The organism is Bordetella tumbae (assembly GCF_054780995.1).
Genome location: NZ_BAAGVG010000018.1, coordinates 1,044,032 through 1,069,904, shown reverse-complemented (window position 1 = coordinate 1,069,904; position 25,873 = coordinate 1,044,032). Strand labels below are relative to the sequence as shown.

Annotated in this window: 18 protein-coding genes; 5 read left to right on the top strand and 13 right to left on the bottom strand. The window is 60.3% G+C overall.

Annotated elements, in window-relative coordinates:
* Positions 1 to 89: 89 nt before the first annotated feature.
* From ACYVI2_RS19825 to apbC, 5 genes are all read right to left on the bottom strand, one after another.
* Positions 90 to 536, bottom strand: a complete 447-nt coding sequence (locus ACYVI2_RS19825) for a hypothetical protein (RefSeq protein ID WP_415818310.1) — start codon at positions 534 to 536, stop codon at positions 90 to 92.
* Positions 537 to 654: 118 nt separating this feature from the next.
* Positions 655 to 1,218: a dCTP deaminase gene (gene dcd / locus ACYVI2_RS19820; protein ID WP_415804027.1), complete on the bottom strand. Its 564-nt coding sequence runs from the start codon at positions 1,216 to 1,218 to the stop codon at positions 655 to 657.
* A 42-nt stretch (positions 1,219 to 1,260) separates the two neighbouring features.
* Entirely contained in the window at positions 1,261 to 5,103 is a 3,843-nt protein-coding gene (locus ACYVI2_RS19815; RefSeq protein WP_415818312.1) for a translocation/assembly module TamB domain-containing protein, read from the bottom strand.
* Complete coding sequence (locus tag ACYVI2_RS19810; RefSeq protein ID WP_415818314.1) at positions 5,100 to 6,971, bottom strand: autotransporter assembly complex protein TamA; 1,872 nt, start codon at positions 6,969 to 6,971, stop codon at positions 5,100 to 5,102. The genes ACYVI2_RS19815 and ACYVI2_RS19810 overlap by 4 nt, the downstream gene beginning before the upstream one ends.
* Before the next feature lie 3 nt (positions 6,972 to 6,974).
* Entirely contained in the window at positions 6,975 to 8,081 is a 1,107-nt protein-coding gene (apbC, locus tag ACYVI2_RS19805; RefSeq protein WP_415818316.1) for an iron-sulfur cluster carrier protein ApbC, read from the bottom strand.
* 98 nt (positions 8,082 to 8,179) lie between these two features.
* On the opposite strand from apbC, the gene ACYVI2_RS19800 reads away from it, so the two are divergent.
* Positions 8,180 to 8,482 carry a hypothetical protein gene (locus ACYVI2_RS19800; protein ID WP_415818318.1) on the top strand — a complete coding sequence of 101 codons (303 nt, stop codon included), beginning with the start codon at positions 8,180 to 8,182 and terminating at the stop codon, positions 8,480 to 8,482.
* A 371-nt stretch (positions 8,483 to 8,853) separates the two neighbouring features.
* Complete coding sequence (gene metG, locus ACYVI2_RS19795) at positions 8,854 to 10,929, top strand: methionine--tRNA ligase (protein ID WP_415818320.1); 2,076 nt, start codon at positions 8,854 to 8,856, stop codon at positions 10,927 to 10,929.
* Between the two features lie 106 nt (positions 10,930 to 11,035).
* Here the strand turns inward: metG and ACYVI2_RS19790 are convergent, their stop codons facing one another.
* Positions 11,036 to 11,800, bottom strand: coding sequence for a sulfurtransferase (locus ACYVI2_RS19790; RefSeq protein ID WP_415818322.1), 765 nt, complete (start codon positions 11,798 to 11,800; stop codon positions 11,036 to 11,038).
* 88 nt (positions 11,801 to 11,888) lie between these two features.
* A complete protein-coding gene (locus ACYVI2_RS19785; protein ID WP_415818324.1) occupies positions 11,889 to 12,416 on the bottom strand; it encodes an META domain-containing protein in 528 nt (175 codons plus the stop codon).
* A gap of 280 nt (positions 12,417 to 12,696) precedes the next feature.
* On the opposite strand from ACYVI2_RS19785, the gene ACYVI2_RS19780 reads away from it, so the two are divergent.
* Positions 12,697 to 13,527, top strand: a complete 831-nt coding sequence (locus tag ACYVI2_RS19780) for a winged helix-turn-helix domain-containing protein (protein ID WP_415818326.1) — start codon at positions 12,697 to 12,699, stop codon at positions 13,525 to 13,527.
* A gap of 77 nt (positions 13,528 to 13,604) precedes the next feature.
* Here the strand turns inward: ACYVI2_RS19780 and ACYVI2_RS19775 are convergent, their stop codons facing one another.
* Positions 13,605 to 15,356: a hypothetical protein gene (locus tag ACYVI2_RS19775; protein WP_460490338.1), complete on the bottom strand. Its 1,752-nt coding sequence runs from the start codon at positions 15,354 to 15,356 to the stop codon at positions 13,605 to 13,607.
* An 86-nt stretch (positions 15,357 to 15,442) separates the two neighbouring features.
* Here ACYVI2_RS19775 and ACYVI2_RS19770 point away from each other — a divergent pair, with 86 nt between their 5' ends.
* A complete protein-coding gene (locus tag ACYVI2_RS19770; protein WP_415818330.1) occupies positions 15,443 to 16,726 on the top strand; it encodes an RNA-guided endonuclease TnpB family protein in 1,284 nt (427 codons plus the stop codon).
* Here ACYVI2_RS19770 and tagF read toward each other — a convergent pair.
* Genes tagF through tssJ form a run of 5 tightly spaced genes read right to left on the bottom strand, consistent with a single transcriptional unit; the run spans position 16,723 to position 24,292 of the window.
* Positions 16,723 to 17,427, bottom strand: a complete 705-nt coding sequence (gene tagF, locus ACYVI2_RS19765) for a type VI secretion system-associated protein TagF (RefSeq protein WP_415818332.1) — start codon at positions 17,425 to 17,427, stop codon at positions 16,723 to 16,725. The genes ACYVI2_RS19770 and tagF overlap by 4 nt on opposite strands.
* Positions 17,428 to 17,439: 12 nt before the next feature.
* Entirely contained in the window at positions 17,440 to 21,048 is a 3,609-nt protein-coding gene (gene tssM / locus ACYVI2_RS19760; protein ID WP_415818334.1) for a type VI secretion system membrane subunit TssM, read from the bottom strand.
* On the bottom strand, positions 21,045 to 22,328 hold the full coding sequence (locus ACYVI2_RS19755; RefSeq protein WP_415818336.1) for a DotU family type VI secretion system protein: 1,284 nt from the start codon (positions 22,326 to 22,328) through the stop codon (positions 21,045 to 21,047). The genes tssM and ACYVI2_RS19755 overlap by 4 nt, the downstream gene beginning before the upstream one ends.
* A 20-nt stretch (positions 22,329 to 22,348) precedes the next feature.
* Positions 22,349 to 23,683, bottom strand: coding sequence for a type VI secretion system baseplate subunit TssK (gene tssK / locus ACYVI2_RS19750; protein ID WP_415818338.1), 1,335 nt, complete (start codon positions 23,681 to 23,683; stop codon positions 22,349 to 22,351).
* Between the two features lie 54 nt (positions 23,684 to 23,737).
* A complete protein-coding gene (gene tssJ, locus ACYVI2_RS19745; RefSeq protein WP_415818340.1) occupies positions 23,738 to 24,292 on the bottom strand; it encodes a type VI secretion system lipoprotein TssJ in 555 nt (184 codons plus the stop codon).
* Positions 24,293 to 24,493: 201 nt separating this feature from the next.
* On the opposite strand from tssJ, the gene ACYVI2_RS19740 reads away from it, so the two are divergent.
* A complete protein-coding gene (locus tag ACYVI2_RS19740; RefSeq protein ID WP_415818342.1) occupies positions 24,494 to 25,858 on the top strand; it encodes an FHA domain-containing protein in 1,365 nt (454 codons plus the stop codon).
* Positions 25,859 to 25,873 lie beyond the last annotated feature (15 nt).

Below are 25,873 nucleotides of genomic sequence, written 5' to 3'. Positions count from 1 at the left end.
AGTGTACAGCGATAAGGAGGCAGCAGGTTGACATCTCGTCAACCTGGCAGGGAGATTTACAACTGGATAGTGCCGATCGAGCAATCGCACTAGCTGATCGTCACCGAGGCGCGCGCATTCACTGCGCTGACATACCGTTGAAAAAAGGCCGGCAATGCTTCGGCCTCGCCATCACGGATCCGCCGTTCAACCTTGGCAATCGCGCACAGGCAGACGTCGAACTCGGGCTCGCCCGTCACCAGAACCACCGGATCCTCATCGTCGCACACCTCGTACAAACCGCCATAGTGCCGCCGAGCCACCTCGTACAGATAGGCGGCCGCACCAACGGTTTGCATCGGAGTCAGGGTGATGCGCCCTTGGTGAGCGTCATCCAGCACCGAATCCAAGGCACCGAGGCTTTGGAGGGAATAGTCCAGAGCGGACTGATCAGACACTGCCGTCAAAAATTCTTCGGCTGCTGTATGGACACGATCAACGAACTCGTCTTGCGCGTCTTCATCCACATGCTGGGTGTTTTTGAGGAAACCGAACATCGTAGGCTCCTGCGCCGGCAACCCGCGCGATAAGGAAATTCCATTATATTCCGGCAACCCACGTAAAGTTGCAAAAAAGCAACACCACCCAGCACCCGCCCAAGAGGCAGGCGATCCATCAAGTGCGCGGCAAGGTGACCCCACGTTGCCCCTGGTATTTGCCGCCACGGTCACGGTAGGACGTCTCGCAGACCTCGTCGCTTTCCAGGAACAGCATCTGCGCGCAGCCTTCACCAGCGTAGATCTTGGCAGGCAGCGGCGTGGTGTTGGAAAACTCGAGCGTGACGTGACCTTCCCATTCGGGCTCGAGCGGCGTGACGTTGACGATGATCCCGCAGCGGGCATACGTGCTCTTGCCCAGGCAAATGGTCAGCACGCTGCGTGGAATGCGGAAAAACTCCACCGTACGCGCCAGGGCGAACGAATTGGGCGGAATGATGCACACATCGCCCGTGAAATCCACAAAGGACTTTTCGTCGAAATTTTTGGGGTCGACGATGGTGGAGTTGATGTTGGTAAAGATCTTGAATTCGTTGGCGCAGCGCACGTCGTAGCCATAGCTGCTGGTGCCATAGCTCACAATACGGCCGCCATTGGCCGTGCGAACCTGGCCTGGCTCGTAAGGTTCGATCATGCCGGCCTCGGCCGCGCGTCGGATCCAGCGGTCGCTTTTAATGCTCATGGTAATAACTTGCTCAGGTTGGTTAACAGGTATTTTATCGCCTCAATCGGCAAAGAACGTCCGGTACACCAATGCCAGCCCGTTGACCGCCCCGCCCTTCAGGTCCAGCGACCAGCGGCGGGACAGTTCATAACTGGCGCGCCCCACCGTTTCCGAGCCCGCCATCGCCTGTTCGACGCTCAGCGTGATCCCATTGGCAAAGTGTTTGCTCGCGACCAGGAATTGCGTCGCCAAATCGCTATCACTGTCTGCGTTGACCCCACTGGCAACGGTACGGTCGGGTAGCAGACTCCCCGAGCTGCCGATGGCGCCAGAGCGGATACTCACATCGTCCAGTCCAAACTGCTTGTAAAACGGCTGCCCACCGCCCAGCAGCGCCGCACCGACCGACAACATCAGGGCAGCGTCATTACCGCTCTCGTCCGGACCACGGCCCAGCACCAGCCATGACAGTTTCTCAACATCGCTGACATCCGGATACGACACCAGATCGATCCTCGGACGCTGCGCCGTTCCGCCTACCTTGACGCCGGCCTCGACCTGATCGCCAGTACGCAGCGCCTCGATATCGAGCAATGGATTATCCAATCGCCCCTGGAACGTGAGGGTACCGCGCCGCAGGCGCAATTTCTGTCCGTATGCCTCGATACCGCCGCCTCGTGTGCGCAACGCCCCGATCCCCGTCAGCCGGCCGTCGGCCATGTGAATCTGAATCGAACCCAACAATCCCGCATCCAGCCCCATGCCGGTAATGTAGAAACGCGGCCCCATGTCGAATTTCAGCGTCATGGACATCTGCATCGGCGAATCGGCAGGCTGATCCGTCTCGCCGACTTTAATGACATGAACATCGTCATCCAGGCTCGGAACGCCCTGCAGGATCTCCAGGCTGAACCAGCCCGCGTCCGCGGTCAGATCGCCGGTAATCGCCAACCGGGGCAATTGCGCATCAACATCGACCGTCCCCGACACCATGGCGTAGCGGTCAGAACGTTGCAACGCGGGGAATCGATGCAGCTTCAGGCGAATCGCGCCTTGCATCGTTTGCAAATCCCACTGCCCTGAGGCCTCGGCGTAGCCGTTCTTGGCGTCGGGACTCTCAGTCACCCATTCCTTCGTGCGCCACTCATCCGGCAACACCCGCAGCGAGGCCGGGAATTTCAACGAGTCCAACACGAGGCGCGTGCCATCGAGATGCGCGTTCAATGTGCCGTCAATGAGGCGAACCCCATCATCGATGCGGACAATACGCAGCGCCTGGCCCTGAATCGTGCCCGCCGTACTCCACTTGCCATTCAGCGTGCCTTGCGCGTCGATCTTGGCCTGGACCTTGCCGCGCACTTCCATCGTGTCGCCGACAAACAGGTCTACCCACGTCAGATCGGCAATGTCTGCATCGAGATTGACGCGTATCGGACGTTTGGCATCCAGGCCCATTGCGCCGCCCGTGCCGCTCACGAGCACCGCCGAGGCTGAACCGGCCACCGTGCCCATTTTCTGAGTACGCACATCCAGCGTCGCATCCAGACGGCTGGCGTTGCCGCCCGTCGGCGTCGCTTTGACGTCGATCGCGAGATTGGTCAGCCCCAGAGGAATCGGAGGATCCCCGGGAATGCGTAAATCCCCGTCACGGCGCGCGACACGTGCGGTGCCCGACAGTGCGCCTGCAAATTTCAGATCCCAAGCAGCATCCAGCGCAATGCGGCGCTGTCCCTCGGATGGGCGCGCATTGACACGCTGTTGACGAGCTTCGGCTGCGGCAGGATCCAGCGCCCGCATGATCTGGCGCAACATCGACGCGGTAACAACGAGATTATCCGCACGGCCGGCCGTCTGCCACCGCCCTTGGCCGCCGCGTGATCCCTGGTGCGAAAGCACGGCACGTTGTTTGTCGGGCAGGGTCAGGGTCAATTGCGTCGCCCCCACGTCCCACTGCCAGTGAGGGGCCTTGGCCTCAGGCAGGAACGACAACATCACGGGCTGCAACGCCGCCGCGAAGTTCATCGATCCAGCCGTCAAGCGTTCTATCTTGCCGCGCCAACCGACAAGGCCCGCAGCGCCGTTTTCCGTCGCGCCGGACGAAGCCTTTTCCTGCTCAGCAGTTGCAGCTCGCGAAGCATTTGCGGGACGGCCCGGCCCCCAACCGCCGCTAAAAGCGAGGTCGGCCTGCATCGGTGCGCGGCCCAATGTATCGGCGCGGGAATCCCCCGGCGTATAGCGGGCCGAAAGCTGCCCCTGATGCTGATCCAGCCGTCCGGCCAGTTTGGCTTTCAGCGATGCGCCACCGGGCAGATCCGGCCAGAAAGCATCCAGCCGTGGGGTATTGGCGTCCAACGTCAACGTGCCCTCGCCCCGACTCAGTCCACCCTGGGCCTTCACGCGATTCGGGCCTACGATGAGATCGAGCAGCAGATCACGAAGTTCAAAGCCGGCCAGGGGATCGTCGGAATGCGCGGCAGGCGTCCCGGACACTGGCGTCGATGTCGATGTCGATGTCGATGTCGATCCAGATGTTGCCTCAGATTCCGCAACTGGCAGCGCATCAATGCGGCCCGTCAGACTTCCGGCCAACACTTGCTTATTCCAGCGGCTATCCTTGGAAATCGTGGCCTGCACATAGGCGTGTTTCAAATCATAGACATTTTCGACCTGTGCATCGACAGCCATGCGCGCGCTCAACAACGCGGGCGGGATCACATCCCCGACAAAATCGCCGACATTCAACCGCTCGGCATCCAACGTCGCCACGACCCGATCGACACCGGACTGTAACGGTAAAGGTTGACGATCCAGCGTCACGACGATGCCTGACTGATCTGCCAAGCGCATATTCACATTGGCCGTACGCAATGGAAACGGCTGTTCAAACTCCAGGCCAGCCTGCGCCAACAATTTCAACGCGCCATCGGCGGTCGCGCCATCCAGCCGCACATCCATCTGCTGCAGCGAGCCCTCAGCCTGAACCTGGACCGTGGCCGCGCAAGTGACGGTCGATGCAGCGGGGGACGTCGCCGTTGATGTTTCCGTCGAGTCTGCGGTTTTCTGCTCAGCGTCCTGCGATGCCGCGGCTTTCGAGGCAGTTGTCTTTGAAGCAGATGCCTTCGATGCTTCGGCTTTCGATGCTGGCGACTTCGACGTAGCGCCCTTAGCGGCCGCCGCTTTCGTCCCTGCGGCCTTATCGGATTTCGCAGCCAGCATCTGGCTGGCACATAGCGGGGAATCGGCGCTTCTTCCCTGGGCCTGGATATCCAGCGCTGCCTGCAAAGGCCATGGCTGCGCCATGCCCAACAACTCGACCTTGCCCTGCATGTCAGCCAGCACCTGGTCGTGCGCCACATGCAAGCTATGCAGGTTCAAGCTGGCGCCCTTTTGATCCGCCCCCAGGCTGACGGCAAAATCACTCACCGCGACAGGCAAGGGCTCGCCGTCCATCGTCACGTCCAGGCCGCCCACGGCAAATCGGTCAACCTGCACTTTCACGGGCAGTTCCGGCATGACGAAAGGCTCGTCGACTGCCGGTGGCTCAGGCTCATCCGGCGTCGTCGTCAAAGCCACCTGTACGCTGCCCGCGGACAACTCCTGTACGTGCACCAAACGCTGCCCCAGGGCGCTCCAGCGTATATCCAGACGCAGATCCGCCAAATCGACAGCCGTCCCCGGGAACGCCAACTGCAGGCGCCCGACCTGCAATTTGCCGAGGATCGTACCGTTGACGTTCTCTGCCCGCCCATCAAACTGCTGCGCCACCGCGCCCAGCAACATGCGCGTTCCCGATTGCGTTCCTGTCAGCCACAATGCAAAGCCGCACAGCAACACCACCAACGCAATCGGCAGCGGCAACCACCACACCAAGAGGTGACGTAACAGCGCTCGCAGGCCCTTCAAAACGCGATCCCCAACGAAAAGTGCAGCCGCAGGTCACGCTCTTTTTGACCGTACGCCAGATCCAGAAAGATAGGGCCAGCCGGCGTGCGCACCCGCAGTCCTGCCCCGTACCCCACATGCATTTCCATCTCGCCGAACGACTCGGCGGCATCGCCGGCATCGACAAAGACGCCCATCCCCCACCGCTCGTCAAAGTAATGATCGTATTCAATACTCGCGACGGCCAACGTAGGCGCCCCCACCACCGCGTCGTCTTGCTCCACCCCGATACTCTGGTAGCGATAACCCCGGATCGTACGGGCGCCGCCAGTACGGAACCCGAAATCATCCGGTACCCGGGTCTGTGAATCGGACCAAACGCGGCCAACCTCGCCCCGCAGCGTCAAGACATCACGCTCGCCAATCGGCCACCATTTCTGGCCACGCAAGCGGGCACGGAAAAACGGCTTGCCGGTATCCAGCACCACCCCAACCCCGCCGCCGAGTGCAATCAAATTGCCTTCGCGCGGATCATATTTGCTATCGACATCGCGCCGCAGCCATTCCGAGGTCAGCGTTGCCGTCGGTAAGTCATACTCGTCGCCGCCATCGATTTTGACCTTGTCATAGGCCAACAGCACGCCCCAACGGTTTTCGTATTCAACCCGGCTATCGCCCGCGCCTTTGCGTTCGCGCAGCCGCGTCGCCCCCAGGGCAACACGGCGGACGTCCAGCCCTTGAATATCCGAATGGCTGGCCAATACACCGACGGAATCTTTTTGACCTTTTTCATCGGGCGGCAAATGAAAATCGGCATAGGCGCGCTGCTCCTTCTGGTCCAGGCTGATCCCGCTCTCCAGGGTCACGGGCAGACCGAACACCACATTCTGCTGATACGTCACTTCACCACGCACGCCCACATCGTCGTCCACGCCAATGGCAGCGCTCAAGCGGCGTGCGGGCCCTTCGACCACGCGCACATCGACCGGCAAGGTAACGACCCCGTCGGAATCGCGAGAGGGTGCAGGCGCCGCTGTCGGGCCACCCGACACAGCCGGATCACCGCCCGGCGTCGCCGCCGCCAGGTCGCCCGCTCCCGAAGACCGCGACTGCTCGTCGGACGACGTTGACCCCAAGGTCACAAAAGCCCCTCGGAAAAACGACGTAGCCTGCAGATCCTGCTGCCAATCATTGAGCTTGTCCTGACTATAGGGCTCGCCTTCGTCGTAGCGCACATAACGGCGCGCCAATGAATCAGGCACGCGCTTGAAACCCTGGGTCTTGAGCTGCCCCATGCGCACCAGCGGCCCGCTATCGATGGTGACCGCCAGGTAGACCTCTGCAGTCTCGGCGTGCACTGCCGCCTCCGATGCCGTCATATAGGCCAGCATGAAATCGCGCGACGACACCGCATCCAACAGGTCCGCCTTGGCCTTGTTCCAATCACCATTAATAAAGGGCTGCCCGACCGCCAAGGACCAACTCTTGCGTAGTTCTTCGATGCGCGTCGCGTACTCAGGGCGAGTCACGCGCCCGGTGAATTTCAGATCGACCGCAGCCACCGTGGCCCGCTTGCCGGGCTCAATCGTGATATCCCAGGTCTCACCACCAACATCCTTTCCGACCTCGAGCGTGACATTAGGTGTGAAATATCCCTGCGTGGCCAGTGCGGCCAACGCAGCATCGCGCGCGCGACGCCGCAACCGGTTGATCTCGCCACCGTCCTGGTCCTCGGCCAGACGCGTGATCGCGGCAACGGCCTCGGTAATGGAAGTCAACGCCGCCGGCGGTACGCCCCCTGAATCAATAATGACCTCGGGCCCTTGCGCGCGAGCGCTGCCCATCACGCCCAGCAGGCCTACGAATAACAGTGCAACCCCGACCCGCATACGTCAGGTCGGCGGCTGAACGACGATAGAAGGCAATTTGCCCGCCATGTCACGCGGCAACGCCGCAACCGCTCTGGCCAATTTACGCGCGATATCGCGGTAATGCCGGGCCGCTTCGCTCTCTGGATCCGACACCATCGTGGGCCGGCCCGAATCCGTTTGCTCGCGGATGCGCATCGTCAACGGCAAGCTTCCCAGCCAAGGCGTCTCGTACTGCTGTGCCATGCGCTGGCCGCCGCCCTCGCCGAAAATATGTTCGGCATGGCCGCATTGCGTGCAAATATGCACAGCCATGTTTTCCACAATCCCCAAAATCGGGACATCGACCTTCTGGAACATACGCAACCCCTTACGGGCATCCTGCAACGCCAGATCCTGCGGCGTCGTCACAATCACCGCACCCACGACAGGCACCTTTTGAGCCAGGGTCAGGGCCAAATCACCCGTACCTGGCGGCATATCGATAATCAAATAATCCAGATCGCCCCAGTTTGTCTGGCGCAGCATCTGCTCAAAAGCTCGAGTCACCATCGCGCCTCGCCAGATCGCAGGAGCGTCGGCATCAATCAAAAACCCGATCGAATTCGCCTGCAGGCCATGGCCCTCCAGCGGCTCCATCGTCTTGTTGTCATGGCTGGCGGGGCGGCCCGAAATCCCCAGCATGGTCGGCACGCTGGGGCCATAAATGTCTGCGTCGAGCATTCCCACCCGCGCGCCATCAGCAGCCAATGCCAGCGCCAGATTGACCGCTGTCGTACTTTTGCCGACGCCGCCTTTGCCCGAGGCTACCGCGATGATGTTACGCACATTGGGCAGCGGCTTCAGGCCACGCTGCACGGCGTGCGGCTTGACGGCCCAATTCACGGACACCTGCGCCTGCTTCGCGCCCGCCTCGATCAAAGCCTGCCGAGCGGCCTGCTCGATGCGAGCGGCGGCATACGCAGCGGGATATCCCAGCGTCAGCGTGAGCGACACCGATTCGCCGGCCACTTGAATGTCACTGTCCCTTACAAATGTCGCTAACGCCTGCCCCGCCGCCGCGTCGGTGGGGTCTGCCGAATCTGTAACTGCTCGCAACACCTCGCGAACTTGCGCTATCGTTATACTCATTACTCTAATTCCATAGGCAGGAGAGCTTTGCGCTCGCCGCTACCCGCAAGGATAGCGGATACACGGGAACCTTTTCTCCTGTTTTGCATCGGATGATCATGATCGACACAATTTCCCGATTTCTTCGTGCTGTAGCGTTCGCCGTGCTGGCCTTGTTCGGCATGGCCATGGCGCTGGCCTTCATGATATCGACCGCCATCGCAATCGGTATCCTGTATCTCGTCGCCAAGGTCCGCGGCAAGCCCTTCGGCGTACGCGCCTACTGGAGCCAGCGCGCAAACGGCCGCCCGAACGCTTTCCGGCCCGGTGGCCAGACCGCATCGTCGCCCCCTCGCTCCGCGTCGCCTTTTGCGACGCCGCGCGGCGAGGTCATCGACGTCGAGGCCCGAGAAATCCACTAATTCCCGCCACCGACCCGGCACGATCGACGATGTGCCGAGTCCCTGGTGCAGCGCGCGTCCCCCGGACGCGTCACAGATCGCTGTATCCGGCGCACCGATCACCCAGCCCCTGTTCTGGCACGAGCCAGAGCGGGGGCATCGTTTTTTTATCGCCGGGCCGTCCCAAGATAAAAACGGCCCCCTCGGGGACAGCAAGCCGAAGGCGCGGCGTGGGGGCTTTTTTATCGCCGGGCCGTCCCAAGATAAAAACAGCCCCCTCGGGGGGCAGCAAGCCGAAGGCGCGGCGTGGGGGCTTTTTTTACCCCTGCCACACGAGCCCGGCAGGGCCGGTAAAATAGCCCCACTCTAGTCCTCAAACCGTCATCCACGATATGTCTCGCACTCTGTTCGTCACGACCGCGCTTCCCTATGCCAACGGATCTTTCCATATCGGCCACATCATGGAATACATCCAGGCCGACATCTGGGTTCGCTCGATGCGTATGGCCGGTCACACCGTGCACTTCGTGGGGGCGGACGACGCGCATGGCGCGCCCATCATGCTCAAGGCCGAAAAAGAAGGGATCTCGCCGCGCGATCTGGTGGCTCGCTATGCCGCCGAGCGCCCTCGCTACCTGGACGGTTTCCATATCCGTTTCGATCACTGGCATTCGACCGACTCGGACGAAAACGTCGCCTTGTCGCACGACATCTATCGCGCACTCAAGGCCCAGGGCCTGATCGAAACGCGCGCCATCGAGCAGTTCTATGACCCGGTCAAAGGCATGTTCCTGGCTGACCGCTACATCAAGGGCGAATGCCCCAAGTGCCATGCCAAGGACCAATACGGTGACTCTTGCGAAGTCTGTGGCGCCGTCTATGCCCCGACCGAGCTGATCAACCCCTACTCGGCTCTGACCGGCGCCACGCCGGTCCTGAAATCATCCGAACACTTTTTCTTTAAGCTGTCCGATCCGCGCTGCGTCGAGTTTCTGCAAAACTGGACGACCGGCACCAACGCCATTGGCCTGAAGCACCTGCAACCCGAGGTCCAGGCCAAGACCCGCGAATGGCTGGGTGGCAACGACGGCGAGGCCAAACTGGGCGATTGGGATATCTCGCGCGATGCCCCCTATTTCGGTATCGAAATCCCCGATGCGCCGGGCAAATATTTCTACGTCTGGCTGGACGCGCCGGTGGGCTACCTGGCGTCGCTCAAATCCTATTGCCACAAACAAGGACTGGATTTCGACGCGTTGCTGGATCCGCAAGGCAGCACCGAGCAGGTGCACTTCATTGGCAAGGACATCATTTATTTCCACGCGCTGTTCTGGCCGGCCATGCTCAAATTTGCCGGCCGCAAAACGCCTGACTCGCTGAACGTGCACGGTTTTATCACCGTCAGCGGTGAAAAAATGTCCAAGAGCCGGGGCACGGGCATCTCGCCGCTGCGCTATCTGGAAATCGGCATGAATGCCGAATGGCTGCGTTATTACATCGCGGCCAAGCTCAACGCCAAGGTTGAAGACATCGATTTCAACCCCGATGACTTCATCGCACGCGTCAACAGCGACCTGGTGGGCAAGTACGTCAATATCGCCAGCCGCGCGGCCAACTTCATCACCAAACACTTTGACGGCGCGTTGGCCTATACCGGCGACACCGACGCGCTCTCGGCCAGTTTCGCTGCCCAGGCAGAGTCCATCCGTACCGCCTTCGAGGCCCGGGAATACAACCGCGCCATCCGCGAGATCATGGCCTACGCCGACAGCATCAACCAGGCGTTCGACACGGCCCAGCCCTGGGTCTTGGCCAAAGGCATCGGCACCGCTGACGCGGCGCAAAAGGCCGCGCTGCAAGATATCTGCTCGCGTTCGCTGGCCGGTTTCAAGGCACTGTCCGTCATGCTGACGCCGGTCCTTCCCGCCTTGACTGATCGCGTCGCACGCGAGCTGTTCGGTGCCCAGCAGGCCTACACCTGGGCTGACGCGTCCGTGCTGCCGCAGCATGTGGCGCCCTTCAAGCACCTGATGCAGCGCGTCGATCCCGCCATGCTGGATCAGCTCTTCGAACCGCCGGCAGCACCAGAGCCGACCGCTCCCATGCCGGGCGGCGAAGCCATCGCGGACACCATCACCATCGACGACTTTGCCAAGATCGACCTGCGCATTGCGCAGATCGTCGATTGCCAGCACGTCGAAGGGTCGACCAAGCTGCTGCAACTCACGCTCGACGTCGGCGAGGGCCGTCATCGCAACGTGTTTTCCGGCATCAAATCCGCCTACAAGCCCGAGGACCTGGTCGGCAAGCTCACCGTCATGGTCGCCAACCTGGCGCCGCGCAAGATGAAATTCGGCGTCTCCGAGGGTATGGTCTTGGCCGGCAGTCATGCCGATGACAAGGCCGATGCCGGCATCTACGTCCTGGAGCCCTGGCCTGGCGCCAAGCCAGGCATGCGCGTACGTTAAAAGGGCACCGCACCGGATAAAAACCAGGGGCCGAGTGCGTTGCAACCCGGCCCCTGATTTTCTATGGATTACCGTGTCAGACAGAACACCGTGCACCGCACCTGCGTCATTGGCCCTGCCCGGCTGAATCGTCCGATGCAGGGGCCGGCGCCAACTCAGGATCCAGCGCGATACGTTCGTCGAACACGAAACAATTTCCGCGGAAGCCCTTGCCGCCGGTGTCCTCGAAATATTTCAGAATACCGCCATCGAGCTGATAAACATGCTCGACCCCGGCTTCCGCCATATACAGGGCGGCCTTTTCGCAGCGAATGCCCCCTGTGCAGAAACTGACCACCGTCTTGCCAAGCAAACTATCGCGGTTCGCCTGCACCGCATCGGGAAACTGCGTAAACCGGTCGATGCGCCAGTCGATGGCTCCGTCAAAAGTCCCCTCGTCGACCTCGAAGGCATTGCGGGTATCCAGCATCACTACCGGCCGCCCTTCGTCGTCCACGCCTTGATCCAACCAACGGGCCAAGGTCGTAGGCGCTACCGCCGGGGCGCGCCCAGCACGGGGTTGGATCGCCGGATGATTCATACGAATGATCTCGCGCTTGATCTTGACCAGCATCTTGCGAAACGGAACATTCGCCGAATGGCTGAATTTCACCTCCAGGTCGGCAAAGCGGGAATCGGACTGCAGCCATTGCAGCCACGTCTGAATACCGCTCGCAGATCCTGCCAAAAAGAGATTGATACCCTCTTCGGCTAGCAGCACAGTGCCTTTCAGGTCGGCCGCCCCGGCCCGCGCCAACGCCTCGGCCCGCAAGACAGGAAGATCTTGCAAAGGGACAAATTTGTAAGCAGCGATATTGACGACGGAAGACATGGCAAAAGAAACAACGGCATAAGCGGAGCGGCGTAATAGTAAACGAGTCAGCCGCAAATGACGTCTTTCAAAATTTTACCCGGGTAAATTATCGTGGTGTCGGCGGGTCCTGCCTGCGCACAAACTCCAACACGTCCCCATTTCGCACATTGAACGTCAGATGGCGCGGCGCACCGCCGCTATCCAGGGTAAATGAGCGAATATCCGCCAACGCGCGCAAATACGAGGATTCCAACTGCGCACGGTCCTGAGACGCACATGCCATGCGTGTCGTCCCCTGCACAGAAATCGACAGTTTCCCGTCCTGCAAGCGATAATTGCCCATATAGCGATTACACCCGGAAAACCCATTGACCCGATACGTTTGGCCTTGAGCCAAAAATACCAACTGAATAGGTTCACCATTATCACCATGCGGAATCGCCCGTTGATCTCCTGTCGAATTAACCCAGCGGGTCAATTCCCAGCCAGTCTGGGCCAGCGAATCCGCACTGGTGGCCGCGTTGCTGGCCGCAGCCCCCTCTGCCGTAGCATGGCCGGTCGTGCTGGCGCACCCCGCCGTCCCGATAATTAGGCTTGCAAATATCACATTACGCACATGCAACCAAGTGAACATCTTTGCACTCCAACTTATTTGTACACTCATTAACTGTAACGCGGACTTCGGCCCGCATCGCGCCATATGACACACAGCGTCACACAAGATTGCCCTTCACATCTCGTCTGTTACAGCGTGGCGATCTATCCTTGATCCGCGCGAATTGGACATTAGCTCAGTTTTGCCGCGTGCATCCCGCACGGCTCATTCTGAGCCACAACATAAACAAGTCCCTCGCCGGGGTAGACTAGGCACGGACCTATTTGATGGGTCTCGACGCCCTATTCGGAATGGAATCATGAACACATCGCCGGACGTCCTTTTTCTTACTGGCGACGACACCGCCTATCCACAGCAGATCACTGAGTTATCGCGCCTGGGATTTCAAGTACACCGTTATTCCGGGCTCTCGGAGCTATATCTGCACCTGTCTCAGCAGGCCATTCCGTTAGTGGTGCTCTCAGGTCCGTTGGCCATCATCGATATTGCGGCAGCGCAGTTGCGTGTCATGCGTCCCGGTATCGGGATTGTCGCACTCGCACAGTTTCCCGATAGCGATGCCCGGGTACGCACGCTCTTGAGCGGTGCCGATGCTTGTCTGGACACCTACGTCAACGGCCTCGAATTGGCTGCCGTGTTTCAGGCGCTCACGCGCCGGGTTCCTGATGCGACGCAGGCCACCGCTGCGGCAGACGCGGCGTCGGCCCAAGCGCTGACGCCTCCCGCAACAGTACAGGAATCTGCCTATCCAGCCACCGATCCTGCCCCGTCGCCGTCGGGCGGGTGGCGCCTGACCAGCAAAGGCTGGGCGTTGATGGCGCCCAGTGGGCAGATGCTTTCCCTGACCACAGCCGAACGCAGTTTGCTGCTCCGGTTTGCCCACGAGCCCGACAAGCGGATCAGCCGCGATGCACTGAGCCTCGACACCGCCACAGGCGAAGGCTCCGAAAGCGATCGCCGCGGGCGCTTTATCGACGTCATGATCAGCCGCATGCGGCGCAAGGCAGCCGCTCAGCGAGTCCGCCTGCCCATCAAAGCCGTCCATGGCTGGGGCTATATGTTCACCGCCGATCTGCTCGTCGACGCCGACATCCCCGATTACGAGGGAACAATGGCGGACTCAAACTAGCGTCATCAGGACGCTGGCCTGAAAGATCCACACAGCCCATGTTGGCGCCGCTCAGGCGCCAACATCCCCACCCGCCCTCACTCAAAGACGTGAGAAATACCTGCCGAACCGCCTGCGCCGACGTTAATGGTCGTCTGATAATCGGATGATGCAGGATTGCGAATCGTGACTTGGTGCCGCCCCGGCGGCAGCATTACTTGACCCAGCGGCGGACTGATTCCCCGCGAACGGCCGTCAATAATCACCTCGCCCCAGGGACGCACGCTGATCCGCACCGGAACCTGTGCCGCCGATGCCTTGGCTTGCTCCGCAGCTTTAGCTTCCGCGGCAGCTTTCGCCTCCGCCGCGGCTTTAGCCTGTGCGGCTGCGTCGGCATCCTGGCCGAGGGCTTGATTACCGTCCGTGACCGTTGACCCGTTTGCTGTGTCGGGGGATGCGCCGGTCGCGGGGAGCGATGTTGAAGCGCCATCTGCCCCCGCACCGGCGCCCGTCGTACCCGCAGCCGCGCCGTCATTGGACGGCGCTTGAGGACCGGGCCCAGTTTCAGTGCTCGACGCAGCTCCCGGGTTCACAACACTGTCGGGGCTCGATAAAGCATGTGGGGCAATCGCCCCTCCTGGCGCAACAGATGGGGAGGTCGACGCCCCCGTTCCCGCAGCATTCACGGACGAGCTCGAATCGGCCGCCCCGGTTTGCGCGCCCGCACCGCTAGCGTTGTCTGCTGCTGATGGCGCGTCCGGATTAGTCGTGGGCGAAGCACCTGAGTTAACCGCAGAAGATGTGTCGGGATTAGCCGCGGGCGATGTACCAGGCGCCGTCGCCGTCCCCCCGGCCGCCTCATTGGCACGCCCGCCACGCCCGAGATCGGACAAGGCGGGTGGCGCCGGAATCGGAGGTTCCGGTTGAGCCGGCGTGGGAGCCGGCTCCGTTCCCGCGCTGGCGGCGGGCTTTTGTCCGCTCGAAGCCGACAGCGGGCCATCGGGGCGCAACCACATATAGACCGCCAGCGAGATCGCCGCCAAGACTCCCAATAGAACGAGCAAGGGCACACGCGGTCCCGACTTGGCCCCTCCCGCTACCTTCGGAGCCATCATCGGAGGCGGACCGGCAGACGTGACAGCGGCCTCGACAGGCTGCTCCGTTTCTGGCTGCGTCTGCACTACGGGCTCCGGCTCATGCGCAGACGCCTGAGCTGGCTCAGGAGCCGGCGCTTGCGCTGTAGCGGGCGCAGCAACCGGTGCAACGGCCGAGACGGCCGGCTCCAAACCAAATGCACGGGCAAACGACTCGAGACTCGCTGGCCGAGCGGACGGCCTCATCGACAGCCCGCGGTCCACCGCCTCGAGAAACTCGGGGTCGTAAACACCAATATCACGACCCGCCAAGGGAATAGACACATCTTTGACGCAACGCTCCAGTGCAGATGGCGGGGCTTGCCCCACCAGCATCGTATGCGCCACAGCGCTCAAGGCATAAATATCTGTCCAAGGCCCGCAGGGCAAATCCGGATCGTCCGTGTATTGCTCAAAGGCCGCATAACCATCCATTCGGGCGGCGCTCTCTGCATTGGCAGCGGGCGTCAGCGGCGGAATCAACAAGTGAGCCTTGCCCGATGCATCCAAGCCGATCGTGCTCATAGCGATGCCACCATGCACACCGCCTTGCGCGTGCAATGGTTTGAGCAACTCGGCGACATCGGCCAACACTCTGCGGATCCGCGCCTGAGGAACGCCGCCGTTGGCCGCAGCGGCAATCACATTCAGAGATCGCAATCCAAGAGCATCGCTCGCAGACGCATCGCGCTTGGGCAAAGGGGTGGTCGCACTCATCCACTGCTCCGAGAAACCTCGGCATTCACGCCGGGGAGGTAAGGGGCGCAGCCGTAAGGCTGCAGAATTGGTCTGATTTGAGTTGATTGCTGGATAAATATCCAGTTTTCTGGTCTGGCGTGGATAGTATCTCGGGCATGCAAACCAAACGTGCCTACCGATTCCGGTTCTATCCGACGCCCGAGCAAGCGATCACGCTGACTCGCACGTTTGGTTGTGTTCGTGTGGTCTACAACCACATGCTTAGTCTTCGTTCGACAGCCTGGGCTGAGCGGCAAGAGCGGCTGGGATATCACGCGACGTCTGCTGCGCTGACGACGCTGAAAAAGCTGCCGAACTATGTCTGGCTGAACGAGGTCAGCAGTGTTCCGTTGCAGCAGACACTGCGCCATCTCCAAACGGCGTTTACCGGGTTCTTTGCCAGGCGAACGGGATATCCTCGCTTCAAACGCAAGGATGGCCCGCAATCGGCGGAATACACCGCCAGTGCCTTTCGATGGGATGGCCGTTCTCTCAAGCTGGCGAAGATGACTGAGGCGTTGTCCATCCGTTGGTCCCGTCAAATCCCTAAAGCCGCCAAGGTCACCACCGTTACGGTCAGCAAAGACCCGACAGGACGATACTTTGTCAGCCTGCTGTGCGACGACGTTATAGCGCGGAAAGCGCCTACGCCGAACTGTGTCGGGATTGATCTGGGCCTGTCTCATTTTGCGGTGCTCTCAACAGGAGAAAAAGTCGATGCGCCACAGATCTTTCGTAAGCATGAAGTTAAGTTAGCTACGCTACAGCGCCGCTTGGCGAAGAAGCAGAAGGGATCGGCTCGTCGTGCCAAGGCCAAACTGAAAGTCGCCAAGCTGCATGCAAAGATCGCAGACACTCGCAGAGATTTCCTGCACCAGCTTTCTACCCGGTTGATCCACGAGAACCAAGTGATTGCCGTAGAAAGCTTGTCTGTGTCCAACATGCAGAAAAACCGCTGCCTTGCTAAGTCCATCGGCGATGCCGGGTGGGCGGAATTTTTGAGACAGCTCGAATACAAGGCCCATTGGTATGGACGTGAGTTCGTGCGGGTAGATCGCTGGTACCCGTCGAGCAAGCGCTGCCACATGTGCGGGCACGTGTTACCAAAGCTGCCATTGAGCGTGCGACATTGGTCCTGTCGGCAATGCAACGCCGGCCACGACCGCGACATCAACGCGGCGCATAACGTATTAGCCGCCGGGCTGGCGGTGTTAGCCCATGGAGAAACGGTAAGACCTGAGTACATGAATGATGATGTGCAACGGCTCGGTTCGGTGAAGTGGGAATCCCTTTCCTTTAGGGAAGGGAGCAGTCAAACTCCGGACTCCAGACACCTGCTACGTCGCTAGCGCCATGCGGGCAGCGAGGCAAACAATCGGGTGAATAACGTGGCATTGAATGCCCCGCCGTGTATATACGTCTGTAATGCAGCCCCATCAATCTGATTCGTCCACCAATAGCTGGTATGCGAACTGGGGTTAAAGCAAAAAGGCAAATCGGGCCATGCCGTCAAACTGCGCGCCGCCACCGGCTCTGCCGCCGTTTCCAGACCCGCATTCAAGATATCCATGATATCGCTGCCGCTGGAGCGCGCCACCGGCTGCACAACACCGGGTATCTGGATCGTCTGCAACTCGCGATCGAACTGTTCCGTTACACAACCATGACGCACTGCGGTAAGAATGCTCGCGCCGATTTTGCGGTAATAGTCGCTCGCACCATCCAGGATGCTGCTGTGATAGTCGCTCTCGGCAATCGGCATCATCACGCACAAAGGATAGGCGCGCCCCACTCTGTCCCGGCTTGGCGCCAGGCAACCCAGCTGTGCTCCATGGCCGCTCGGTCCAGCCGGAATGGCGAAATTCCAGATCGGCGCCGACGCAAAACTGCGAGCCGCGCTGTCATCGGGCGCCTGCTTCATCGCCGCCAATCCATATTGCAGCCATCGGTCCCACCAGGCAATGAGTTCACGCGGCAAGCGACGATGGACAAAATCTCCCGATGCAGGAATCTTGCCGTACCACCCCAACTGTCCTCTTGCGTCGTCCATGGCGAGTCTCATCTAGCGGCCCGGGCAGGCGAATCCCTGCATCTCGGCGAGATTGAAGGGACTTTTGGCACTGCTCGCAGTGATCTCCAACACGACCTTGCGGCCATTAATATCAAACGTCGCTATCGTAATCTCAGGCGACGGGCCACGACTCAACTGCGCCTTGTCCAATAAACGGTTCAACGCCCACGGCCCCGAAGCAGACAGTCCTGCGCCTCCCGTTTGCGGCGTCAGTTCAATGCGCACCTGATTCGATCCTCTGGCCCCCGGCCATTGCACCGTGGTCGCAATCTGCGGACCATGTGCATAGCGCACGGCCTGGCCATCCACGTCCATCACGAATTGCGTAATCTGCGCATCCATTTCGATCGGACGAATTGCGACGCGGTAAGACGGTAACGGGCTGCTCGCCATGAAATACACATCGCGGATCACCCCTGCACGCTGGAACGAATCCAGATACGACGCACGCTCGCCTTTTTCACCGTCGATGCCAGGTTTAAAGCGCCACCGCGGGCCCGACACATCGATCTGTGTGGCCAACTCTTTCTGGAAAAACTCATCCATCATCCCATTGGGGCCAAACAAGCGTGCCATATCGTTCGGCGCCACATCGCGCGACGAGCTGCGCGCAAACGGATAACGTCCCGCGATCGATTGCCGGCAGAATAATCCGATGGTCGCCGACATCGTCTCGCCCATACGCTGGCGCGACGCCCCCGAGATCTCACCAGAAGCATTTACCGACATCGTATTGAGCACATCACGTATCGGCTCCGGCAATCGCCCGGCCTCGGCACGCAGCTTGGTCACAACATCCGAATTGGGTGCGGGGCTTGCGCTGCGCAGCGCCGCATCGGCGGCGGTCAAATACGTGTACAGATCGTTGATCAAACCCGTCGTGGCGGTAATCAGCGGAGGTCCACCTTGCGTTTCACTCTGGGCCAGGCGGCGATAGGGCTCGAAATGCAGGTCCACAATCCGCTCGAGCTTTTCATCCGTGGCATCGCTGCGGACTGCCGAGTTGGGTCCTGTCGGGCCAAACATCTGCTCCAACGCATCGCGGGTGCTGCTTACGCGTTCGCGGGCCTGGTCCATCAGCGAGCGTCCGTCACCGGTATCACGCAATAGATTTGTCTCGCGCGCAACGCCTTGCACCAGCTTGACCAACGGCGAATCCGGCGCGGACAGCGTGCGGGCAATCTGAATATTCTGCAGCAACGATGTTGCGGGCGCCAACTTCAGATCGTTCAAATAGGCATCCCACTGCTGCACATAGTCGTTCATGTACAACCGCTTGATATCCACGATCAACTGCTGCTGTGCCGCCTGATCCAACGCTCCTGGCGGGGCAATATTCAGCACCCAGGCATCATCCTGACGCAACAGCTCGGCCACCCGGTTTACCCGTTGATTGAAGACCTTCCAATAGCCATCGTAGCTATACAGCGAGGGGATTCCATCCGTCAGTGGCCTGCCGCTCTTGCGTACAAACACGGCGCTGGCCTGAGGCCCGCCCAGCGTCACCGCGGTCTGCTCCGGACCTTGATCCGTATTGGACAGCAATCGGCGCAGACGGCTATACGAGCGTTGCGCCAGTGTGTAATGCGCCAGCCGCTGACGCATCTGGGCGACCAACTCGTCATCACGCGGGAACGGTGATGACAACACACGCCCCTGCACCAGATTGCGTAAATGCAACGACATCAAATCATACTGACGCCGCGTATAGCCCTCAGGCAAAGTCTTTTGCATATCGGACAGCAGCCAAGCATGCATGAACTCTGCATCATAGTGATCCGGCTCATACAGCATCAGATACGCACGCAACGCCTCGTACGAAAACTCCAGATCATTCGGCGCTGCGGTACGCAACGCGCTTTCTACACGCCGTGCCACTTGTGGCAACAGCACCTGCTCCAGAGTATTTCGATATACCCCCTGGGCCGCGGACTGCATTTTCTGGCCTTGATACAGGCCAAACTGATACGTCAACGGCGGCGAGGCCAACTCAAAACTCGCATCGCGCGGCAAATACCACAGGCTATCCAAAAATGGCATCAACCCCAGCACATCCCCCGCACGCGTAATCTTGATGTCGCGCCCCAGCTTTTCTACCGTAGGCACGCGACGCTCGACTTCGGCGACGTACGTCTTGTTGTTGCGATAGCTGATTCCCCATCCGACCAACAAGGCAATCAACACCACCGTGATCAGGCCATAACCGGCCCAGTGCAGACGGCGATAGCGGCGTTCCCAGCGCAAGTTCCGGCCTGCCAGACCCGCCTCGCGAAAGATCACGTCCTGCAACACGCCTTTCAAGAAATAGCTGCGTCCGTCTTCCTCCGGGACAGCAGCTGCCTGCGCGGCACCGCCATCAATACGCAAGTAGCGCTTCAGATAGCCCGTTACTTGGTCAAACGTCTCTCCACCCTGTGTGCCGCTGGTGAAATACACCCCGCGTGGCACCAGCCGTGCCTCGAATTTCGACGTCGCAAACACATCGCTCAGGAACTGTCCGAGCACCGTCTGCAGCCCTGCGAACTGCTGCGGCAGCATATAGGCCAATGCCCGCCGAGCAGGATCCGTCTCGGCAGCCAGCACTTCAGGCAACGCATCATGCAAGCGGCGCTGCAGCAACTGATACTCAGTATGAAATGCCTCGTACAAATCGAAATCGGCTTCCTGCGTCCGGGTATACGGCAAGGTAAAGCCCCAGACCTGGGACAAATCCTCGCGGCTGAAGGAGCCGAAATATTCCTCGAAACCCGAGAGCAAGTCCGCTTTCGTGACCAGCACATACACGGGAAACTGAATACCGAGCTGTTCACGCAACTCCTGCAGACGACGGCGCAACACTGCGGCATGCTGCGCGCGCTCGGCATCCGAGGCGGCCAGCAAATCCTCCACGCTGATCGTCAACATGGCCCCGTTGATCGGTTGACGGCCGCGATACTTCGACAACAGGCCGAGGAATCCTTTCCATTCCTCTTCGTCTCCCGTCGCATCGCTTTCGTGAGTCGTGTAGCGGCCAGCGGTATCCAACAACACCGCATCATCGGTAAACCACCAATCGCAGTTCCGTGTGCCGCCCACGCCACGCAGCGCCACCTTGCCAAAACGATCCGCGAGCGGAAAATTCAGGCCCGAGTTCACCAACGCCGTCGTCTTTCCTGCCCCCGGCGCACCGATGATGACGTACCAAGGCAACTGATACAGATGCTGCTTGGAAAAGCGGGACAACGAAAATCGCCTTTTGTCGCCCTCAAAGCGCGTCTTGCGCAATAACTCCACGGCCTCGTTGAAACGCTCCTCGAGCTGACGAATCTCGGGGTTACCGGGTTCCGGCTCGACTTTCTTTTTGGCCGCAGGCTTGCGCAGCTGACCTAGCAACTGCGCATTCAATCGGCCCTCGCGCCATTTGCGCCAGATAATGCGCAACAACCAGAGCCCGAACAACACCGCAATCACAATGATGCGGGTCATCTCGCTTTCCAGAGGGCGAGTCGTGCCGATGGCCAACAGCGGCCCAGCAATCCAGATCAGCAAGGAAATCGCCACCAGGCCAAAGAAATTCCACAGCCCTCGGCTAAAGATAAAACTAAATACGTTATGAATCATTGCCGCGTACCCTCGACAGTTTCCCCTCGCGGCACCGGCGGCACCATCAGCGTTATCTCAACGCGACGATTGCGCGCGCGCCCTGCTGCCGTATCGTTGGGCGCAACCGGATCGGCATCGCCACGGCCCTCTGCCCGCACGCGGTTCGGCTGATTCAATCGGGCCTCCAGCAGATCCTTGACCGCATCTGCACGCTCCTGCGACAAATGCCAGTTCGATGGATAGCGCGCACTGCGTATCGGGACATTGTCGGAATATCCACGCACCAGAATATTGCCTTCGGTTTGACGCATGGCATCGGCCACGCGCGACAGCACCGGCAAATACTGATCTCTCACCGAGGCCGACCCCGACTCAAACAATCCGTCGCCGCGCAGCACGACCACACTGCGATCGACCTCATCACGCACAGTCACCAGGTCATCTCTGATCTCGGGCGCCAAAAACACGGCCAAACGCGGAGAAGACGCCGGCTGGCGTGTCGGTGCGATCTGCACCGTAGGCGGTCTCAGACTATTCACCGCAGAAAACACCACGTCAGACTGCCGGCTCAGACTCCAAGCCAAGGCCCAATAAATTGCCAATGCCAACACGGCAATCAGTGCACCAAACACCCATAACGGCACAGGCAAGCGCCGCAATTGCGTCTGGGCCGGCACGTCCTGCCAATGCGGCGACAAGGCCAGCGCATATTCGCCGCGGGCGCCGCGCAGAATCCGCAGCAAGCGTTGACGCAGCGTCTCCAGCTGCGAACGGCCATTATCGAGTACGCGATAGCGCCCCTCAAATCCCAACGCCAGGCAAAAGTACAGCAGTTCCAACAAGTCCAGATGCTGACCGGGATTCTGCGAGAGTTTCGCCAGCAACTGAAAAAACTTCTCCCCGCCCCAGGTCTCGTTGTGAAACGTCACGAGCAAACTGTGTGCGGACCACACCCCATTGCCCCCCCACGGGGTCAATGCGGCGGCCTCGTCCAAGGCGGTGCACAGGCAATATCGTGCTCCGAGAATAGTCTCGTTAGGAATACCCGCCTGTTGTGCACGCAACTCGAACTGTCGAATCTCATCGAGCAGATGCTCGCGCAGTATGGCTGGCGACGGGTGCGACGTGGTCGCACGTATCTGGGGGATCAAGTCCAGCAGTGGGTTCGCAGCAGCCACCAGTGGATTGGAACCGCTGATCACATACTCGTGTGGCCGCAAGCGACCGGAGGCCGAAGCGCCCCCTTCCGGAAGGCCCGACCCCATGGGACCGGGTAATGCAGAATCAGATGCGTGCATGATATCTCCGGCAGGCTACCCTAATCGCGCAAGGCCCAGAACTCCATGGACAGGCCCGGGAATTCACCCGCCAAATGCAACGCCAGAGCGCCCGTGCGCTCCAGCTGTTTCCAGAAATCGCCGCCCTTGTCGAGCTCGAAATACACATGGCCCGCGCTGTACGGAATCTGGCGAGGCGCTACCGGCAAAGCCCGTACCGTCACACCGGGCAACTGCAAATGCACCAGATCGCGAATACGTTCTACCGGGCCAATCTTGACCTGCGCGGGGAAACGCGAGCGCACCGTATCCGACGGCATATCCGCATGCACTGCCAGGATAAAGCCCGCTGTGCGCAGCAGTTCCAGATCGGGAATCTGCGCCACCTTCACCCCTTGGCCACGATCGTGCAGCGGGATCTGCAAAGCGTGCTGCTCCAACACTGCAGACAGCGAACGGCGCAACTCATCCATCAGGGTACCGAACGTCAACTGCAGATCGTCATGCTCATAGGTCGGCAGTACCTCCGGCCGTCGCGTCGCGGCGGTATAAGTCGCCAAATCGCACGCCAGCATCAGCCAGTCATGAAACAGCCGTTCGGGATGCAGCCAAGTTGTCTGACGGGTGTGCCATAACGACCCGATATAGCGATTGACCGTCTCCAACAGCATGAAATCGGAGACTTCGGACACGCCGCCGCGGCCAGGTTGCGACAAACGCATCGCCAGCGCCTCGCTGCGCGCCTGCAGCAGGCCGTAAAGCTCCTGTACAAAACCCAGCAACAAGGGATGAGCCCCCACCGACAGCCATGGGGCAATGTAGCGCTCATCCAGCACGACCCGGTTGTCCGCGCGGCGCTCAATGACGCGCACCACCCCCAGGCCCAGCCACTCGTCACCCATATCGGTCTCGAGCATCAAACGCAAGCGCAGACGCCCCACCTGCAGCAATGCAGGCTCCAATCCCACCGATCCCGAATCGGCAACCTCCAGCTCTTGCACAAGGTACCGCGCCAGCGAATCGGCTTCGTCCTCGTACTGCACATCGGTGGCCCCGGGCCGCACACGCGGCAAGGCCAACATGACGCGGACGTCCTGCACCGAGCCTGGCACATCTAAAGCTTCCGGCGCATCATCGGGATGAGAAAAATCGAACGGCGTGCCGTCGGGCAAGACGCCGCTGGCCTGCGTCATCACCAGCTTGCCGATCGCCAACGCATCGCGATCCAGCACCAGATGACTGAAGCCCCAGGAAAACCCCTGCAACGCCGCAGTGCGCTGCTTTAACGCACCATCGAGATAACGTTCGAATTGTTGAAAGTGTTGGGGACGCAGAAACATCCCCTCTGACCAAATGACCTTGTTCTTCTCTGCCATGGTTATGCTTGCAATAGGGTTGGAGTCAGACCGCGGGCAGCGCGAGCCATGCGCCTAGAACGGCCACCACGATCTATCCCGATCCGTGACAACCACTTCGTTATCTTTGACAGAGACCTTGATCGTCTCTTCGTTGGGTGAAAACTGCCATACTTTGAAGATGTTCGTTTTCTGCGCCTCGGGCAACTCCACAGCCAGGCGCCATTGGCTTTTCTCTAGATCGCGATACGCCGCGACGATACCCACCATACGGGCTTCGGTGTTGCCCGAATAGTGCAGGGTCTTTGTTTCGCCAGGACGCAGCACCACCTGATCCGAATTCAGCAGCTCTTTGCCCAACGCGACCTGGGGATCAGATTGCAGTGCAAAAAAATCGCGGGAACTGAACGCGCTCGTGGAGCTCAACTCATAAATAGTGATCTGCACAGGAGACGGCCGCCCGTTGATATCAGGGTTTACCTGCTTATCAGCCGTCAACTCAATGGCATACGGCACCGCAACACGGCTCGCCGTGGAAGAACAGCCCGCGATCACCAGCGAGAAAATCATCAGCAGCCCTATGCGCAGGGCTTTCCCAAGCGCAGTCGAGGTACTACGGAACACCATCATTCGCGGCACGCCTCCCTAGCTTATGAATAAACCGACTATATCAAGCGAAAAATAAGAAACTGTCGTGTAAATACAGAAACAGTTACGACTGTTACGCTCATGGCGAAAAAAACCCGAGCCGATTAATTTTCATCACTCCCCGTCATCACTTCTACCTACCAGGGTCGTTATCATTGGATCATCTGCATTGGAGATCTCTGCATGAAACTCACCGTTCAGCAACGCCCCGAAGACTCCGGCTTCATCACACCCTGGTCCGCGGTATTCAAAGCCCCGGGCGGCACGCTGGGACGGTCGGCAGACAATCACCTCGTCCTGCCCGATCCCACGCATGGCATATGCCGTATCCAAGCAGCCGTGCGCATCAGCAACGATGCCTGCTACCTGGTGAATCTCAGCAGCATGAGCAGCGTCAGTATCAACGGCCGCGCCATTCATCGAGACCAGGAGGTGCCGCTCTCCCTCGGCGACGAATTGGTGATCGGCTCCTATAAGCTCAGAGCAGAAGACCCGCTTGCCCCCACCGTCGAGAACACCGCAGCATCGGCAGACGGATTCACGACGCTGAATGCGGGGCAAACCCCGCTCTCGGCAGAACCGGACCCTCTGCTGGAAAGCCCGTTGCTCGACCTTGCAGCGATAGCACCAACGCCCACACCACCTCGGGAAAACCCGACTCCTATCTCGCTAACCACCTCAGCACCTCCCTCGCCTCCATCAGTATCATCGGCGCCTGTCGCCCTCGCCACGGCCAGTGTCGCGATGACCGCTGCTGCAGAAGCCGCAGCCCCGCTCACCGCCGCCCAGCCCGAGCCCGACACCACGGCTCAGTCCGACAACGCACCCTCCTCACATATCGAGGACACGGCAGCCGTCGCCGAGGCCCACACTACTACTACAACTGCTGCAGATACCACTGCAACGGCCCCCTTGAACGAGGATATTCCTCAGCCCGCGGACGAGGCCATTGCCCCGTCGCCACCCACAACACACTTCGCAGAACCCGCGGCCACGGACGCCGTTACTGATACGGCAGCCGTGTCCAGTCCACCGGTCGCCGAGGAACGCTTGTTCGACGAACCGTTTGCCAATACGTCGGCTGCTGATACCTCATCCACCGACGTTTTCAGCGACCTGTTCGGCCCTGGCACCCTCCCGGTCGGGAGCGTACCCGATGTTTCCGCGCATCCCTTCGATATGGAATCCGCACAAAACCGCAACCCTGAAGACCCCTTACGTCATTTGCCGCGCGGCGATGCCAATGTTTCCGGTCCCCTGCGCGATCCACTGGACCTGCTGGACTCTCACGAAGGCGATGACGTGCACAACGTATTTTCAGATCAAACGCCCTCGACCCTGCCCTCAGATGATCCGCTGGCCCCGCATCGACTGGATCCCGTCAGCGAGGCTCTGCGCAACACGCAGGATCACGATAATCAGGGCTGGGCCGCACGCGATCATTTACGCGAATATGGTGGCTACCTGCGCCCTGCACGCGTGCAACAGCCCTCTCCTGCATCTGACGATAATACCGGCCAAAAAACAGACACGCCTCGCCGCAAGTAACTGCGCTGCAGGCGC